Origin of the sequence: Paeniglutamicibacter sulfureus (genome assembly GCF_030512175.1) — a bacterium.
In the GTDB taxonomy this organism is placed as follows: Bacteria; Actinomycetota; Actinomycetes; order Actinomycetales; family Micrococcaceae; genus Paeniglutamicibacter; species Paeniglutamicibacter sulfureus.
In genome coordinates, this window is record NZ_JAULBL010000001.1 from 948,653 (window position 1) to 963,819 (window position 15,167).

Consider the following 15,167-nt stretch of genomic DNA (forward strand, 5'->3'; position numbering starts at 1 on the left):
GCCGCGGTGCCGAATTGCTTCTCCGCCGGCCCGGTCCAGAATCGTCGATCCACGCGCGCTTTGGTCTCAAAGTTGGCGCAGTACCTGCGGTAGTCGTCCGTCCAGGGCAGCTGTTCGGACCAGGGCAGCGAGAGTGACTCGGCCCGATACCGGTGGAAGTGCGAGGCCTCGTCGCATTCCAGGAACAGGCCCTCGTCATCGGCCAAGTCCCAGTCGCCGGCGGTGAAAACCCCACTGGCTTCTTCCAGTCCGCCGAGCTCTCGGAACAACTGCTCGAAGCCCTGCTGCCGGGCTTCCTCCAAAACGGCGGTTGTGGCTCGCGCGAAGCCCCGGTCTTTGGTTTTGCGGAGCGGAATGCCTGCATCCAGAAGGGACGCTTCGAATAATGTTGCCTTGGAATCCTTTCCCGCACGCTCATCCTAGATCGCTCGCACCTGGTAATAGCGGAGGCTCGAGGCGCCTAAGGCTCCTAACGCACCTGCCGCTTCGGGGCGAGAACATACAGGGTGGTGAACAATGCGCCGAGCACCCCGAACGGCAAGGCAATCCACAGCAACTGGTCGGCTGGGGTGATAAAGGCGTTTTCGGTGGTTCCCCACAGGGCCGCGGCCACGGAGTAGGCCGACAAGGCGAAGCACAGGATGGACAGCACGAGCCAGCGCCGGCGAGGGCCCCGCTCCTTGCGGACGTTCGGCGCGGCTTGTGCTGCTGGGATCGGGTCCAAGGAAGTCTCGTTTCTGTTTGGTGGGCATCAGTTGCGAGGATTGCAACGGGGTCCGTAGCGCCGGCCGAGGAACTTGGAGCGTTCGCCGGCGGTGGTGGACGGGTCGCGCGCATCCAGCCGTTTCAGATAGATTCGACCGACGATGAGTGAAACGAGGAACGTGGCTACAACGAAGGCACCTGCCCATACAAAGGACCCGACGGCCGCTTCGGTATCGAGTACCACCGAGAACCCGGCCAGGGCGGCGGCCACGGCGGCGGCGCCACATGCCGAAGCAAATGCCTGCTCCCGGATGGTGACAGGTGAACATTTCGCGGACTGGATGGCCATGGCGGTGATTGCCCCGGCCCCGGCAACGAGGCCGTAAAAGAGGCCCGCCACGGCACCGAAAAGCGTCCAGGTCGACATGATGCTCAGGTCGGCACTCAACAGTTCGCTGTCCCAAAGTCCAGGCTCGGCCAAGTAGGGCGACACTGTCAGCACCCCACTCAGCGCCCCGCCGATCAACGCGCCGGACAAGGCCGCCAGTGCGAATACCGGCGCTATCAGTGTGGAGATGGATCGCGCGGAAGAATGTCCCATGACCTCATCGTATGCATAAAGCAGGATGAGAGAAGCACCTGTGCTTGCAAAGCGCCGCTGCCAGGACGTAGCTGTTCGTTAGCGCCTGCTCATGGTTGACCTGTTTACCAATAAACAAATCTTATCGGTTGTTTAATTGAAATACGATAGGTTATCGGCTGTTTGAAATTGCTGGGGGAGCGGCCGTAGTTTCGTCTTAGTCTCGGTGCGGTCGCCTCCGAAAATCACTATCCGAAGTCCGGGATACGGACCGCCCTTCGCCCACGGCACACTTACCCAACCGAGGATCTGGGCAGGGCCGTCGACGCTGCTCGGGTTGGTCAAGGAATTGCACATACGCAGCCCGCAACTGCCTGATAAGCAACACAGCTTGAGGATTCCCGCCGATGACTGAGATCCACATGTACTTCAACTAAAAAAGGTGGCGCCGCCGGAAAGCTCCCTATATGATCTGTCGAACAACTGGATCATTATCGGGGGAATATTGAGAAAAGCGCTTGCCACCCTGGCCTTGTCCGGGCTTTTGCTGTCCGGATTTACCGTTCCCCCTGCACCTCCGGCGTCCGCGGTGCCCCTCGGCCCGTCATCCGAGCAGGTCGACACCGATCACCAGATCAGCAACCTGACACTGCGGATCGCCAACGACCCGCGGCTTCTGGCCATCGGCTACACCAACGATATCGCCCATGGCGGCGCCACGGTCACCGCCAACGCCACGGCCCCGGGCGCCGAGAGGATCGAATACTTCTGGGTACCCGCCGGGCACGATGCCCCGACCCCAGACGCCCTGGACATGGGTGCGGTCATGACCCTTGACAGCGGGCTGTGGTTCGACAGGGCGCCGGTGACTATCTGGGCTCGGGCAACCTGGCCGGACGGGGAGATCCGGGAAAGCTCCACCCGGCTGGACACCGGCTACGTATCCGGCCAGGCGGCAACATTCAAGGCACCGGCATCGATCCGACCAGGAACCATGATTTCCGGTGACATCATCCAACTCGGCCCCCTGGCTAAGGCCGCCGCCGAACAAGGACATGTTTCGATCGTTTGGCGGGCCCAGTCGAAGGCAAACCAGGGGAGGCTGTGGAACCAGGCGGCCAAGTTTGGCATGGGCCCCTTGGCCATCCAGCCCTCGTGGCGGGGAACCAGCCTGATCCTTCAAGTCTCCATCGAGTCGCCCGAGGGATGGAACATTGAGAGCTCGAGCATCCGCATCCCAATCGAGGATGTCGACCCGGCCCCGGTCAAGGTCAGCCTGCCGCCTTTCGCCATGGGCCTCCACCGATCCTTTGGCGCCAAGATCACCAATCTCCCCGCGGGCTCCATCCAGGAAGTACAGTGGATCCACAACGGCAAGATCGCCCGCGACTTCACCGCCCATTTTGGACCCCATTTCGCTCCCGAAACGAACCTTCCCGGCGACACCCTGCAGGTCAAGGTTCGGTCGGTCTTTCCGGACGGGACAATCACGGCCCCGGCCGTGTCAAACAAGGTGGTGCTCTCCACTCCGGCGTTCAAGGCCCCGCCGACAACCTTGGTGGGATCCCCCTTGGTCGGGCAGAAACTCACCGCCGTGCGGGGCGAAGGCTACGTGCCCCCGAAGGTCAAGGTCACCCGCCAATGGCTGCGCGATGGCAAGGCCATCCCCGGGGCCACCGGAACCACCTACAAGCTTGGGCCGGCCGACGGCAACAAGAAGATCAGCGTCACCACCAGCTACAAGCCGTTCGACCGGGCCGCGGTGTCCTCCACGTCGCGGGCCACCGCAAAGGTCAAGCTGCTGCTCATGCGCATCGGAGTGGTGGAAACCGCCGGCACCGCGAAGCCCGGCAGGACACTCTCGGCGCGAACCGCCCACTGGCAGAAAGGTGCCGCCTTCGAGTACCAATGGTTGCGCGCCGGAAAGCCCATCAAGGGCGCCACCAAACCCAAATACACAGTGACCAAGACGGATGCCGGCAAACGAATCGCCCTGAGAGCCACGGCGACCCTCCCGGGCTACAAGACGGTCGTGAAGTCCAGCCACTCAAAACTGGTGGCCAAAAGGTAGGAATGCGGACGGTTTGCTCCGGCCGCGGCCAGTGCTTACACTTCCGGGATCACACCCGCAGCAACCGATGGATTTGCCATGGCCCAGGATTACGACGAAGTCCGCCCAGACGTAGCAGAGGTCTCGGACCAGGTCCTGAAGGACGTTCAGAAGATGGATGCCCCCCACGGCCAAGAGCGTCACCGCCGAACTGGATGAAACCGACCTTTCCGAGGGTGCGGAGCTTCCCGGTGCCATCGTGCTCGACGAACTGGTCGTCGAGGTGGTCCCCCAAAGCTGACGACGGCCGACAGGCCAACTCAAGATAAGCACCTGAATTCCGCTGACAGATCGTAACTGTCTTTGACTGGTATCGTTCCGACAGCGGGACAATACTGGCTGGCCGCATAGACACAAAATTAGAGCAGGAGTTCTCCCAGTGATAGGGGTGCCGGTGCAGGGTGCTGGCTTACCCGAGGGATCGGTTGAGTGCGAGTACCGCAGAATCGTTCAGCTCACCACCATGAGCTCAACGTTGTCGGCCGGGTGCGAGTCCGCAAAACGGCCTCGACTCACCACCATTTTTGTGGACGTCCATTTTCAATCTGGACAGTTTCTGGCCTATTGGGGGCGGTCTCGGCGCCGATGGACTGTTTGACAGCAAACAGAAGAACCGTTACTTCCCTTTCTTTGTAAGGAAAATAACGGTTCTCAGTGGAGCCCCCTGCCGGATTCGAACCGGCGACCCCCTGTTTACAAGACAGGTGCTCTGGCCAACTGAGCTAAGGGGGCGGACTGCCCGGGGTCGATAAATCATGACCCAAGTGCAGGAACTAGCGTAGCCGACAATGCCCCGCAGCAGGAAACGGGATGCCGACCGCCCATCGAACCGGTGCCCGGGGTTGGGCGGTTCACCAGCATGTGGTTAACCGTCCAACCCCGGCAAAGGTCCGGTGTATGGCTTTTTACTTGTTGGCAGCGATTGCTGCGTTGACGACGGAAACGAAGTCCGGCTCGGCGTTCGCATCCCAGTACTTGCCCTGGATGAAGACGCTCGGGGTTCCGCCGATGGAATCCACGCGGGAAGCCTCGTCGGTGAACTTCACGAACGAACGGAAGGTCCCGTCTTCGATGCAGCTGGAGACATCCGCGCCGTTGTCCTTGGCGAGCTGGGCCAGTTCCGCATTCTTCATTTCACCCTGTGCATGGTGGGCGAACAGGCCCTTGGCGAACGGCAGGTACGAGGCCGGGGCTTGGTCCGCTACGCAGGCAAGCGCGTTGGCGCCACGTGAAGAGTAGTTGGTCGGCGATCCGCCATCGAGGTACGCCACGTTGCGGTACTCGACCTGCACGTCGCCGGCTGCAAGCCAGGTGCTGATCTGGTCGGCATACTGCTCTTCGAAGCTGGCACAGTGCACGCAGTTAACGTCCACGTAGATCAACAAGTTGACCGGCTCGCCCTTGGGAGCGGCTTCCGCATCGCGCGGCGCAGGAGCCTTCGCCTCGGTCGGCTTGGTGCCGGCCTGGGTGACGTCCACCGTCAAACCGGAGGTGCCGGCCACGGTCGTATCCGAGGTGAGCGTAATGCCACCGGCTTCATTGCCGCCCTTGGGCACGGCACCGGAATCGGCTACCTTGCCGGCGTTGTTCTGCAGGACGATGCCAACGATCAACGCAATCACGGCGAGCACGGCCACCAGCACGCCAAGTTTGATAAACAGTGACTTGCGCTTGTCAGCGGCTTCCTGGGCGACACGCATGGACTGTGCCTGCTCTCGCGCGCTTGCTGTCCGTTCGGCCTTGCTCGGCCGCTGGCTATTGGATGCCATAGGTCAAAACGTCCTTTAAGTTTGGTTTGGTACTCCCCCGACCCAACCAGTTTAGGGTAAGTCGGCGGCGTAGCTTAGCGCCATGGTGTCGCTTACATCACGAGCTTCCCCTAAGCTCAACATTAATCTTGAGCAAGAAATGGAGGGTCAACATGCAAGCGGATTTCGAAATTGAACATGCATCCGGTAGCGACAAACCAAGCTACGACTTCATCGTGGTGGCCAATCGACTGCCGGTGGACCGCGTACAGGGCGAAGACGGCGAGCTGTCGTGGCGGCGTTCCCCCGGAGGGCTGGTGACGGCAATTGCTCCGGTCATGCAGGAATCAGACGGAGCCTGGGTTGGCTGGCACGGAGCCACCGACGAAGAACTGGAACCCTTTGAAAACGACGGAATCCACTTGATCCCCGTTCCGCTTGAAGAGTGCGATCTGGAGTTGTATTACGAGGGGTTCTCCAACTCAACGCTCTGGCCGCTGTACCACGATGTCATCGTGCCCCCTGAATTCCACCGTACGTGGTGGGACAACTACAAGAAGGTCAACAAGCGCTTCGCCGAAGCCACCGCAAGCGTCGCCAAGCCGGGCGCCACGGTATGGGTACAGGATTACCAATTGCAGCTGGTGCCCAAGCTACTGCGTGAGGCCCGTCCGGACTTGCGCATCGGGTTCTTCAACCACATTCCTTTCCCGTCCCCCGGAATCTTCTCCCAGCTGCCCTGGCGCAGGCAGATCCTCGAGGGTCTGGCAGGAGCCGACGTGGTGGGCTTCCAACGGACCGCCGATGCCAGCAACTTCCTGCGCTGCATGCGCCGCTTCACCGACCGCACCGTCAAGGGCTCCTTGGCGATCCCGCCGGCATCGCCCGGGGAGAGCGGATCCACCGGCAACATCTGTCGTGCCGAAGCGCACCCCATCTCCATCGACACCCAGCAGGTAGCCGAGCTGGCGCACGATCCCGAGATCATGGCTCGGGCAAAACAGATCCGACAAGAACTGGGCAACCCGAAGACCATCATGCTGGGGGTTGACCGGCTCGACTACACCAAGGGCATCCGGCACCGACTCAAGGCCTATGGCGAGCTTTTGGCCGACGGAGAGATCCACGTCGGCGAGGCCTGCATGGTGCAGGTCGCGAGCCCCAGCCGCGAGAATGTCGAGCGCTACCAGCAGCTCAAGGACCAGGTTGAGCTCATGGTCGGCAACCTCAACGGCGAGCACGACACCATGGAACATACAGCAATCCGTTACCTGCACCATTCCTACCCGCTGCGGGAAATGATTGCCCTCTACCTGGCGGCGGACATCATGCTGGTGACCTCGCTGCGTGACGGAATGAACTTGGTGGCCAAGGAATTCGTGGCTGCACACACCGATGACACCGGGATGCTGGTGCTTTCCGAATTCACCGGTGCCGCCGACCAACTCACCCAGGCCGTCCTGGTGAACCCCCACGACATCGACGGGATGAAATCCGGGATCATGCGCGCGTTGCGCATGGATCCGCAGGACTCGGCCCGGCGGATGCGACGCATGCGTCGTCATCTGCGCGACCACGATGTGGCCACGTGGTCCCAGACGTTCCTTTCCTCGCTGGCCCAGCCTTTGCCGGTTGACACCCTGGTCTAGGCCGATTCGTGTTGCGGCGCGGATGCAAAGGGGGAAGATCGTCCCCCTTTGCATCCGCGCATGACATTTTGATGTTTGGTCTAGGGTCGAGCCGGTGACCTGCCTTGACCCAAGTTTCCGCTTTTACCCGCCCCGAACGCCTGAAGGATCCACCGGACACCCATGAGCCCCATTTCCCCTGACCTCGCCGATGCCATTGAAGCCCTGGTCGACACCCCAATCCTGCTCGTAGCCGTGGACTTCGACGGAACCATGGCCCCTTTGGTGGACCGTCCCGAGGACGCGCGCCCGTTGCCGGCAGCTTCCGAGGCACTGGCCAACCTGGCCGCCCTGGAAAACACCGTGACCGCCGTGATCTCGGGCCGCGACTTGGCAGCGCTGAGGACCGTCGGCAGCCCGCCCGAACAAACACTGCTGGTGGGCAGCCACGGCACCGAGCGCTGGGCACCTGCCGCCTTTGACGCCGAAGACGAACACATCGACCTCAGTCCCGCACAGACCTCGGCGCTGGCCAAGGCCACCGAAATCCTTGAAGCCGTCTCCTCTGCCCACCAGGGAACCATGCTTGAATACAAGCCCGCCTCGATCGTTCTGCATGTGCGGCAGGCCGACCCGGAAGTCGCGGCCAGGGCGTTGCGGGCCGCCCACGAGCAATTGGACGACATCGAGAACCTGCAGGCGTTGGACGGCAAGGCCGTGCTGGAAGCTAGCGTGCTGGTGGGCACCAAGGGAGACGGGCTGAATTGGTTGCGCGAGGTAGCCGACGCCTCCACCGTACTCTTCGCCGGTGACGACGTCACTGACGAGGATGCCTTTGCCGTACTTCGCCCGGGAGACATTGGGGTAAAAATCGGCTCCGGAAATACCAAGGCACAATTCCGCCTTAATGGGCCAGGGGAATTGCCAGCCCTTTTGGAATTGGTACTCGATATGAGAAGCTTGTGATTCCATTCACTACGGACCGTCGGGCACGTACCTGCCCGTGAAAGGATCGCTGCTTCATGGCATCAGTAACTTTTGACCAGGCCACCCGCATTTACCCCGGAGCCACCACGCCTTCCGTGGACAAGATCTCCCTGGAAATCGCCGATGGCGAATTCCTGGTCCTTGTCGGCCCCTCGGGTTGCGGAAAATCCACCACGCTGCGCATGCTCGCAGGCCTTGAGGACGTGAACTCCGGACGAATCCTCATTGGTGACCGGGACGTCACCAACGTCCCGCCCAAGGACCGCGACATCGCCATGGTTTTCCAGAACTACGCGCTTTACCCGCACATGAGCGTCGCCGACAACATGGGTTTCGCCCTGAAAATTGCCGGAATCGACAAAGAAGAGCGTGCCCGCCGCGTTCAGGAAGCAGCCAAGCTGCTTGACCTCGAGGACTACTTGGACCGCAAGCCCAAGGCACTCTCCGGCGGCCAACGCCAGCGCGTGGCCATGGGGCGCGCCATCGTCCGCTCCCCGCAGGTCTTCCTCATGGATGAGCCCTTGTCCAACCTGGATGCCAAGCTCCGTGTGCAGACCCGCACGCAGATCGCCTCACTGACCCGTCGTCTGGGCGTCACCACCGTGTACGTGACCCACGACCAGGTCGAGGCACTGACCATGGGCGACCGCGTTGCGGTACTCAAGGACGGATTGCTGCAGCAGGTCGGCACCCCGCGCGAACTGTACGACCGCCCGTCCAACGTCTTCGTGGCCGGCTTCATCGGCTCGCCTGCCATGAATCTGCTGGAGCTTCCGGTGGCCGATGGTGGCGTCGCCTTCGGAGGGTCCATCTACCCGGTGGCCTCGTCGACGCTGGAGGCGGCAACCGGCAACTCGGTCACCCTGGGCGTACGGCCCGAGGACCTGGACCAGGTCTCCGAGAACGAGGGCCTTGCCGTCGAGGTCGACGTGGTCGAGGAGCTCGGCGCCGATGCCTACGTCTACGGCCACACCACCGTGGGCGGCACCGAATACCAGATGGTGGTGCGTGTCGACGGTCGCAAGCCTCCGTTCAAGGGCGAAACGATCCACGTTGCGCCGAAGATCGGACACGTGCACCTCTTTGACACCGCGTCCGGCGAGCGCCTGGCCGAGCCGTCCCGGAACGGTGCACACGCACAGGTGTCCTCCGACGCCTAGGGACTTGCCCGTTATCGTGTGATTGCACGATAACTGCCCATGGCGGCCGTATTCAGCCCGGTGCTGGGTGCGGCCGCCTTCGCATTTCCGCTTCCCCCAATCACCCCCACCTCATCACCGCACCAAGGGACGGCACACACGCCATGATTCGCCACACCGCCAGCTGGCGCGACGAGCCCACCAACCATGCCCAGAACGGCAAGCTGCCGCGTGATTCCGCCCCTGCCGCTCCCGCGCCCGTTGCCGGTTCGCTGTCCATCACCGCGGCCACCGCCGATCCGGGTCTGCTGAACCTGCCGTGGCAAATCCCGCTGGAGGACTGGCCGAGCGACACGCTGGCCCCGTTGCCGCGCGGCATCTCCCGGCATGTGGTGCGCTTCGCCCTGATGGGCAAGGCAGTCATCGCCATCAAGGAAACCGGTGAGCACGTGGCCCGGCACGAATACCATATGCTGCGCAAGCTGCGCCGCCTGGCCGCGCCCTGCGTGGAGCCGGTCGCGGTGATCACCGGGCGCACCGACACCGAGGGCAACGACCTTGACCCGGTGCTGGTTACCCGGCACCTGAAATACTCGCTCCCGTACCGCGCGCTGTTCTCCCAGAAGCTGCGCCGCGACACCTTGACCCGGCTCATTGACGCCCAGGCGCTGCTGCTGGTGCGCCTGCACCTGATTGGCTTCTACTGGGGCGATGTGTCGCTGTCAAACACGTTGTTCCGGCGCGATGCGGAGTCCTTCGCCGCGTACCTGGTGGATGCCGAGACCGGCGAGCTATACCCCGAGCTATCCTCCGGCCAGCGCGAATACGACCTGGAAATCGCCCGGGTGAACATTGCCGGCGAGCTCATGGACCTGATGGAAGCCGGACTCATCGAGGACACCGTGGACCCGGTGGCCACGAGCGAGGACATCCTGCACGCCTACCGTGGACTCTGGGCCGAGCTCAACGACAAGGAATCCTTTGACCTCTCCGAACGCTGGCGGGTCGATGAACGCATCCGCAGGCTCAATGAACTCGGCTTCGACGTGGAGGAGATCAGCCTCAAGACATCCCCCGACGGCGGCCAGCTGCTCATCCAGCCCAAGGTCGTGGACGCCGGGCACCACACCCGTCGGCTTTTGCGGTTGACCGGCTTGGATGTGGAAGAAGGCCAGGCCCGCAGGCTGCTCAACGACCTGGATGCCTTCCGGGCCAAGAAGCATCCTGACGCGGATGAGGAAATTGCCGCGGCCCGTTGGGTCACCGACGTTTTTGACAGGATTACCGGGGCCATCCCCCGCGAATTCCACGGCAAGCTGGAACCCGCCCAGATCGTGCATGAGGTCCTCGAGCACCGCTGGTACATTTCCGAGGCACGCGGTTCCAACGTTCCGATGGAGGAAGCCGTCGCGTCCTACGTGGATGCCGTGCTGCGCCACCGCAGGGACGAGGCCCGGCTGGTGTATGGCCCGGAAGAGCAGTCGACGACCACGTAGCCTGCCATCACCGCGAATTCGGTTTCCGGTGGTTTATTGGTTGATCGGCCGGAATATAGGAGAATCTTCACCTATATGTATCGTCTCCCCTGGACACTCCTGCCGTCAGCCCGAAGAATTCGGCGGCGCATCCCCGTCCGACGACGCGTTCCGAGGGTTCCTGCCCATCCTTGTCGCGATCTTGGTGTTCACCGCTGGGAACGCCATGACGACTCCCGGGCGCTAATGCCACGCTCCGCTTGCGGTGCTTCGGTGGAGCGAAGCACCGGGACCGCTCGCACTGACCCGCAGCTCCCCTGCTCCATTCACGGCCAGTACAGGCACCTGTCCCACCGAGGCGAGGACATCGCCTGGTTTCCCAGCCAATCGCACTGCGTGCCCCAGGTTGGTTTCCGGGACCACTCCCCGGGCCAGCACGCACAACACCGAGCCGGTTGCATGCTCCCGGAGATAGACCAACAGGTTCCCCTCGGCGATGATCCAGCGCAAGGATCCGTCCACGAGGGACCGGTGATTGGTGCGCAGTGCCGCCAGTTCCGCGTACAGCGGCCGCAGGTTCTTGCCCCACTTTTCGGGTTGGCCCCAGGGCATGGGAGTTCGGGAGTCCTCGCCGTTGAAACCGTGCAGCCCGAACTCGTCCCCGGCAAACACCAGTGGGATTCCCGGGAACGTGAATTGCGCGCAGGCGGCGATCTCCTGGCCCCCGACGATCATGTGGCTGGCGGCACGGGCGGTGTCGTGGGTGTCCAAGGCATTGGCGTTGGCAAGCCGCACCTCCCAGCTGAATCCCGCCGACATTTCCCGATGCGTCGCCACGAAGTCGGCAGCGTCGATGCGCGCTGGTCCCGGTTGTGGCAAGCCAAAAAACCACCCGTGTTCCGGCGTCGTGTCCTTCGCCAGCCATTGCCACAGCGGCCGGGTGAAATTGCTGTAACTCACCACTCCCTGCCAGCCGTCCCCCGGAACATCGTGCGCCGCGTCGGAGGTTGATTCGGCCAGCAGCATGGCCCCGGGTTTCACTTCCTCGATACGTTCGCGCAGCATCCGGGCGATCTCGTGGTTCAGGTCATCGCTCCCGCGGCGCCCGGTCATGTTCCCCACGTCGATGCGCCAGCCATCGAGGTTGAACGGCTCCTTGAGCCAGCGCACCGCCACAGAGTCCTCGGCAAGGATGAATCGCTCGCGCAGCGCGGCGGAATTCCAATTCAGCTTCGGCAGCGAGGGCACGCCCAGCCACGCCTCGTAGTCGCTGTTGTCCTCGTTGAAGTAGTAGTACTCCCCCGTGGACGCCCCGGGATTCCGGTGGGCATCAACGAACCAGTGGTGCCCGGCCCCGGTGTGGTTGGTGGTCAGGTCGCCGACCACGCGCAGGCCAAGGGCATGGGCGGCCTTGACCAGCGAAACCAGGGCAGCATCCCCGCCGAGCAATGGGTCGACCTCGTCAAAGGAAGAGGCATCGTAGCGGTGGTTGGAGGAAGCGGGGAAGACCGGGGTCAGGTAGAGCACCGTCGCCCCCAATGAAACCAGGTGATCGAGCTTGTCTTGGATCCCCGGAAGGTCGCCGCCATAGAATTGCCGTGACGTATCGGCACCACTTCCCTGCACTTCGGTGTCCCAGTCGCAGCCGACCATCCATCCCGCTTTTGGCTTTTCGGCACCGGAGTTCGCGAACCTGTCGGGGAAGACCTGGTACATGACCGATTCCTCGATCCAATCCGGGGTCCCGCGCCCGGCATGGACCCTGAAGTCAAAGGCGTCGGGCACATCGCGTCGGTGCAGGCCCGCAGCGTTGAGCCAACGGTAGTGATGAGCGCCTTCGGTGTCCCGGTATTGCAGGTACCAGCGGTAGCGCTGCACCGGATTCACCATCGACAGCGTGGCCTCGAAGAAGACCTGGGTGGCGCCACCGCACACCTCGCCCGCCGGTTCAAGGTGGGGTTCCCCGTCGCGCAGGCTGCGCAGCCACACGGACACAGGGGTCGCGGCGCCCTCCGGCACCAGCAGGCGCAGCCTCAGCACGTCCCCGAGGCTGAGCACGCTCGGCCCCGTTACGTACGCGGGCGATCCGTCGTGGTGGGGCTGCAGTGACAACGTCGAGTCGATGGCGTGCATCCGGCTGCCGGGCATGGGCGCTATCCCTTGACGCCGCCGGCGGTCAGGCCGGAGGTGATGTAGCGCTGCAGGAAGAGGAAGAGGGTCATCACCGGGACCGCGGCAATCACGGCGCCGGCGGCGAAGACACCCCAGTTCTCGCTGCGCTGCTGGGCCACGTAGGAGTACAGGCCAACCGCCAGGGTCTGTGATTCGGGGTCGGTGAGCACCACCGAGGCGATCACGAACTCGGAGGAGATCCCGATGAAGGCCAGCAGGCCCACGACCGCAAGGATCGGAGTGACCAGGGGCATGATGATCCTGAAGAACACCTGCACATGGCTGGCCCCGTCGATGCGCGCGGATTCGTCAAGCGACATCGGCACGGTGTTGAAGAAGCCGTACATCAGGTAGGTGTTCACGCCCAGCGCACCGCCGAGGTACACCATGATCAACCCGAGCTGGGAGCCCAGCCCGAGGGCCGGGATGATGTCGCCAATGAAGTTCAGCAGCAGGAAGATCGCCACCACCGTGAGCAGCTGCGGGAACATCTGCAGCAGCAACAGCGTCAGCAGGCCGAAGCGGCGGCCGGAGAAGCGCATGCGCGAAAACGCGTAGGCGGCCAGCGCCCCGAGGAACACCGTGGCAGCAGAGGTGACCAGGCCGATGACCAAGGTGTTGACGAACCAGCGGCCAAAGGGCCGTTCCTGGTTGGCAAAGAGCGCCTCGAAGTTGCCCCAGCCGAACTCGGTGAACATCGTGCTGGCCCCTGCCATGGTGCCGGTGGGGTTCAGCGCCGCGGAGAGCACATAGAGCAGCGGGAAGATGGAGAAGGCCGTGGCGGCGATGGCCACCAGGTGGCGCCAGCCCTTTGACTTGAACCATTGCCCCAATGTGGGCTTGTTTGCCGTGGCCGGCGGGGGCAGGGTTTCGAGCACCGGGGTGTGCGGTGCGGTCGCGGTGCTCATTAGTTCAGTTCCTCCAGGGCCTTGGTCTTCTTGAAGCTCAGCGCGGACACCACGGCGACGATGATGAAGATCAGGATGGCCAGCGCGCTGGCCAGTCCGTAGTCGCGGCCGGTGCCGGTGCCGAAGGCGATCTTGTACACCATGGTGATCAGGATGTCGGTGGAGCCGATGTCAAAGGTGGTGCCTTCAAAGCGCGGCCCGCCGCCGGTGAGCATGTAGATGACGTTGAAGTTGTTGAAGTTGAAGGCGAAGGAGGAGATCAACAGCGGCGCGAGTGAGACCAGCAGCAGCGGCAGCTTGATGGCGGTAAAGATTTTCCACACGCTGGCCCCGTCCATGCGGGCGGCCTCGTCGACCTCCTCGGGCAGCGACTGCAGGGCGCCGGTGCAGACCAGGAACATGTAGGGGTAGCCCAGCCAGAGATTGACCATCAGCACCGAGATCTTGGCCAGCACCGGATCGGTGAGCCAGGGGATGTCCGCCCCGCCGAGCAGCGCGTTGTTGATGAACCCAAATTCCGGGTTCAGGAGGCCCGACCAGACCAGGCCGGAAAGGAAGGCGGGGAACGCGTAGGGCAGGATCATCAGGATCCGGTAGATTTTCTGCCCCTTCAAATCCGCCCGGTTGAAGGTGATGGCCAGGAACAGTCCCAGGGCGAACGTGGTCGCCACCGAGAGGATGGCGAAGGCGAAGGTCCACGCGATCACCTGCAGCAGCGGGCCCTGGAGATTCGGGTCGGTGAACGCGCGCTGGAAGTTGTCCAGTCCCACATTGACCTTCCAGCCGGTGTTCAGCGCAGTGCCGTCCTCGGCCACGAAGGAACCGCGGCCGTTGTCCGCGTAGCTGGCCCCGGTGGCGGTGTCGGTGAACGTGTCGGCGTTCGCGTCGTACTTGAGCTTGGGCGTGTACACGTAGGAGGTGGAGCCGTCGGCGGTCTTCAGCGCCCCTTCCTCGGGGTTCTCGCTGATCGGCACCGTGAGGGCGGTGATCTCCTGCTGGTGGGCCAGCAGGGTCGCGAAGTCAAGGGTCGTGTAGCCCTCCACGCCGGTCGCGGCACCCGTGGGGCCGGTGGCGGAAGGTGTCACTGTTTCCAGGGGCTTGCCTGCCGAGCCGATTCTTGCCTCGCCCTCCGGCGTGGTGACCAACAGGAAGTAGCTGCCACCCTTTTCCAGGACGGAGGTGGGGAATTGCGGGGAATCCGGGACGCGCTCGGAGGCCGAGAGCTGGATGGAGGCAATCGCGTCGGCCTTGGTCGAGTTGTGCCCGTCGCCGTAGTTGGTGAAGGCGATGTAGGTGGAGAAGATCATCACGAAGACCTGGAAGACCAGCAGGAAGATGATGCCCGGTGCCAGGTACTTGGCCGGCAGTCCCCCACGGCGCAGGTAGATCCAGTTGATCACCAGCGTGGTGAGCAGGGAAATCCCGAAGATCATCCATTCGGCGCTGAGTGCCAGCTGGAAGAGGATGAAGGCTGCCACTGCATCCGTGATGCCCAGCAGGATGATCTTGGCGAGGATGCCGCCGAGGGAATCGGGGCCCCGGCCTGCGGAACGCGGCCGCTTTCCGTGTCGCCGCGGCGGCGCCACGCTGGGCTTTTCTTCGATTTCAACCATGGGGTCCAACATCTTTCCTCGTGCGATCGACCGCCGACCGGCGATGGGTGTCGGGCCGCTGGCCCGGATCCGGCTGCGTGAAACCGGTGGTGCGCGTGCAGA

13 protein-coding genes, 1 tRNA gene and 1 pseudogene are annotated in these 15,167 nt (G+C 63.2%); 7 read left to right on the forward strand and 8 right to left on the reverse strand.

All coding sequences use genetic code 11. From position 1 onward, the window contains the following. Positions 1–32: 32 nt before the first annotated feature. Positions 33–248, reverse strand: a pseudogene (locus Q2T94_RS20640) (DUF7255 family protein); the annotation flags it as partial. Here Q2T94_RS20640 and Q2T94_RS04175 point away from each other — a divergent pair. Beyond that, positions 153–386: a hypothetical protein gene (locus Q2T94_RS04175; RefSeq protein ID WP_302262991.1), complete on the forward strand. Its 234-nt coding sequence runs from the start codon at positions 153–155 to the stop codon at positions 384–386. The pseudogene Q2T94_RS20640 and the gene Q2T94_RS04175 overlap by 96 nt on opposite strands. A gap of 83 nt (positions 387–469) precedes the next feature. Here Q2T94_RS04175 and Q2T94_RS04180 read toward each other — a convergent pair whose 3' ends face one another. Both Q2T94_RS04180 and Q2T94_RS04185 read right to left on the reverse strand, forming a co-directional pair. After that, positions 470–724: a hypothetical protein gene (locus Q2T94_RS04180; RefSeq protein WP_302262992.1), complete on the reverse strand. Its 255-nt coding sequence runs from the start codon at positions 722–724 to the stop codon at positions 470–472. Positions 725–751: 27 nt separating this feature from the next. Beyond that, entirely contained in the window at positions 752–1,306 is a 555-nt protein-coding gene (locus Q2T94_RS04185) for a hypothetical protein (protein ID WP_302262993.1), read from the reverse strand. A gap of 484 nt (positions 1,307–1,790) precedes the next feature. On the opposite strand from Q2T94_RS04185, the gene Q2T94_RS04190 reads away from it, so the two are divergent. Further along, positions 1,791–3,356, forward strand: a complete 1,566-nt coding sequence (locus Q2T94_RS04190; protein ID WP_302262994.1) for a hypothetical protein — start codon at positions 1,791–1,793, stop codon at positions 3,354–3,356. 157 nt (positions 3,357–3,513) lie between these two features. Next, a complete protein-coding gene (locus tag Q2T94_RS04195) occupies positions 3,514–3,636 on the forward strand; it encodes a hypothetical protein (protein ID WP_302262995.1) in 123 nt (40 codons plus the stop codon). Between the two features lie 414 nt (positions 3,637–4,050). On the opposite strand, the gene Q2T94_RS04200 is transcribed toward Q2T94_RS04195, so the two are convergent. Together Q2T94_RS04200 and Q2T94_RS04205 are read right to left on the reverse strand one after the other, a co-directional pair. Then, a tRNA-Thr gene (locus tag Q2T94_RS04200) sits at positions 4,051–4,127 on the reverse strand. Between the two features lie 173 nt (positions 4,128–4,300). Continuing rightward, positions 4,301–5,095, reverse strand: coding sequence for a DsbA family protein (locus Q2T94_RS04205; RefSeq protein WP_302262996.1), 795 nt, complete (start codon positions 5,093–5,095; stop codon positions 4,301–4,303). A 221-nt stretch (positions 5,096–5,316) separates the two neighbouring features. On the opposite strand from Q2T94_RS04205, the gene Q2T94_RS04210 reads away from it, so the two are divergent. The 4 genes from Q2T94_RS04210 to Q2T94_RS04225 all read left to right on the forward strand — a co-directional run bounded on the left by Q2T94_RS04210 (position 5,317) and on the right by Q2T94_RS04225 (position 10,393). Then, positions 5,317–6,792: an alpha,alpha-trehalose-phosphate synthase (UDP-forming) gene (locus Q2T94_RS04210; protein ID WP_264268572.1), complete on the forward strand. Its 1,476-nt coding sequence runs from the start codon at positions 5,317–5,319 to the stop codon at positions 6,790–6,792. Between the two features lie 162 nt (positions 6,793–6,954). After that, the gene (otsB, locus tag Q2T94_RS04215; protein ID WP_302262997.1) at positions 6,955–7,737 is read left to right on the forward strand and encodes a trehalose-phosphatase; all 783 of its coding nucleotides are present in this window, start codon (positions 6,955–6,957) and stop codon (positions 7,735–7,737) included. A 56-nt stretch (positions 7,738–7,793) separates the two neighbouring features. Continuing rightward, positions 7,794–8,918 carry an ABC transporter ATP-binding protein gene (locus Q2T94_RS04220; protein WP_302262998.1) on the forward strand — a complete coding sequence of 375 codons (1,125 nt, stop codon included), beginning with the start codon at positions 7,794–7,796 and terminating at the stop codon, positions 8,916–8,918. A gap of 143 nt (positions 8,919–9,061) precedes the next feature. Then, a complete protein-coding gene (locus Q2T94_RS04225; protein ID WP_302262999.1) occupies positions 9,062–10,393 on the forward strand; it encodes a DUF4032 domain-containing protein in 1,332 nt (443 codons plus the stop codon). 222 nt (positions 10,394–10,615) lie between these two features. On the opposite strand, the gene Q2T94_RS04230 is transcribed toward Q2T94_RS04225, so the two are convergent. The 3 genes from Q2T94_RS04230 to Q2T94_RS04240 are packed head-to-tail and all read right to left on the reverse strand — an operon-like array spanning position 10,616 to position 15,065. Then, positions 10,616–12,520: a glycoside hydrolase family 13 protein gene (locus tag Q2T94_RS04230; RefSeq protein WP_302263000.1), complete on the reverse strand. Its 1,905-nt coding sequence runs from the start codon at positions 12,518–12,520 to the stop codon at positions 10,616–10,618. A 5-nt stretch (positions 12,521–12,525) separates the two neighbouring features. Further along, positions 12,526–13,452 carry a sugar ABC transporter permease gene (locus tag Q2T94_RS04235; RefSeq protein WP_264268578.1) on the reverse strand — a complete coding sequence of 309 codons (927 nt, stop codon included), beginning with the start codon at positions 13,450–13,452 and terminating at the stop codon, positions 12,526–12,528. Next, positions 13,452–15,065 carry an ABC transporter permease subunit gene (locus tag Q2T94_RS04240; protein ID WP_264268579.1) on the reverse strand — a complete coding sequence of 538 codons (1,614 nt, stop codon included), beginning with the start codon at positions 15,063–15,065 and terminating at the stop codon, positions 13,452–13,454. The genes Q2T94_RS04235 and Q2T94_RS04240 overlap by 1 nt, the downstream gene beginning before the upstream one ends. Positions 15,066–15,167 lie beyond the last annotated feature (102 nt).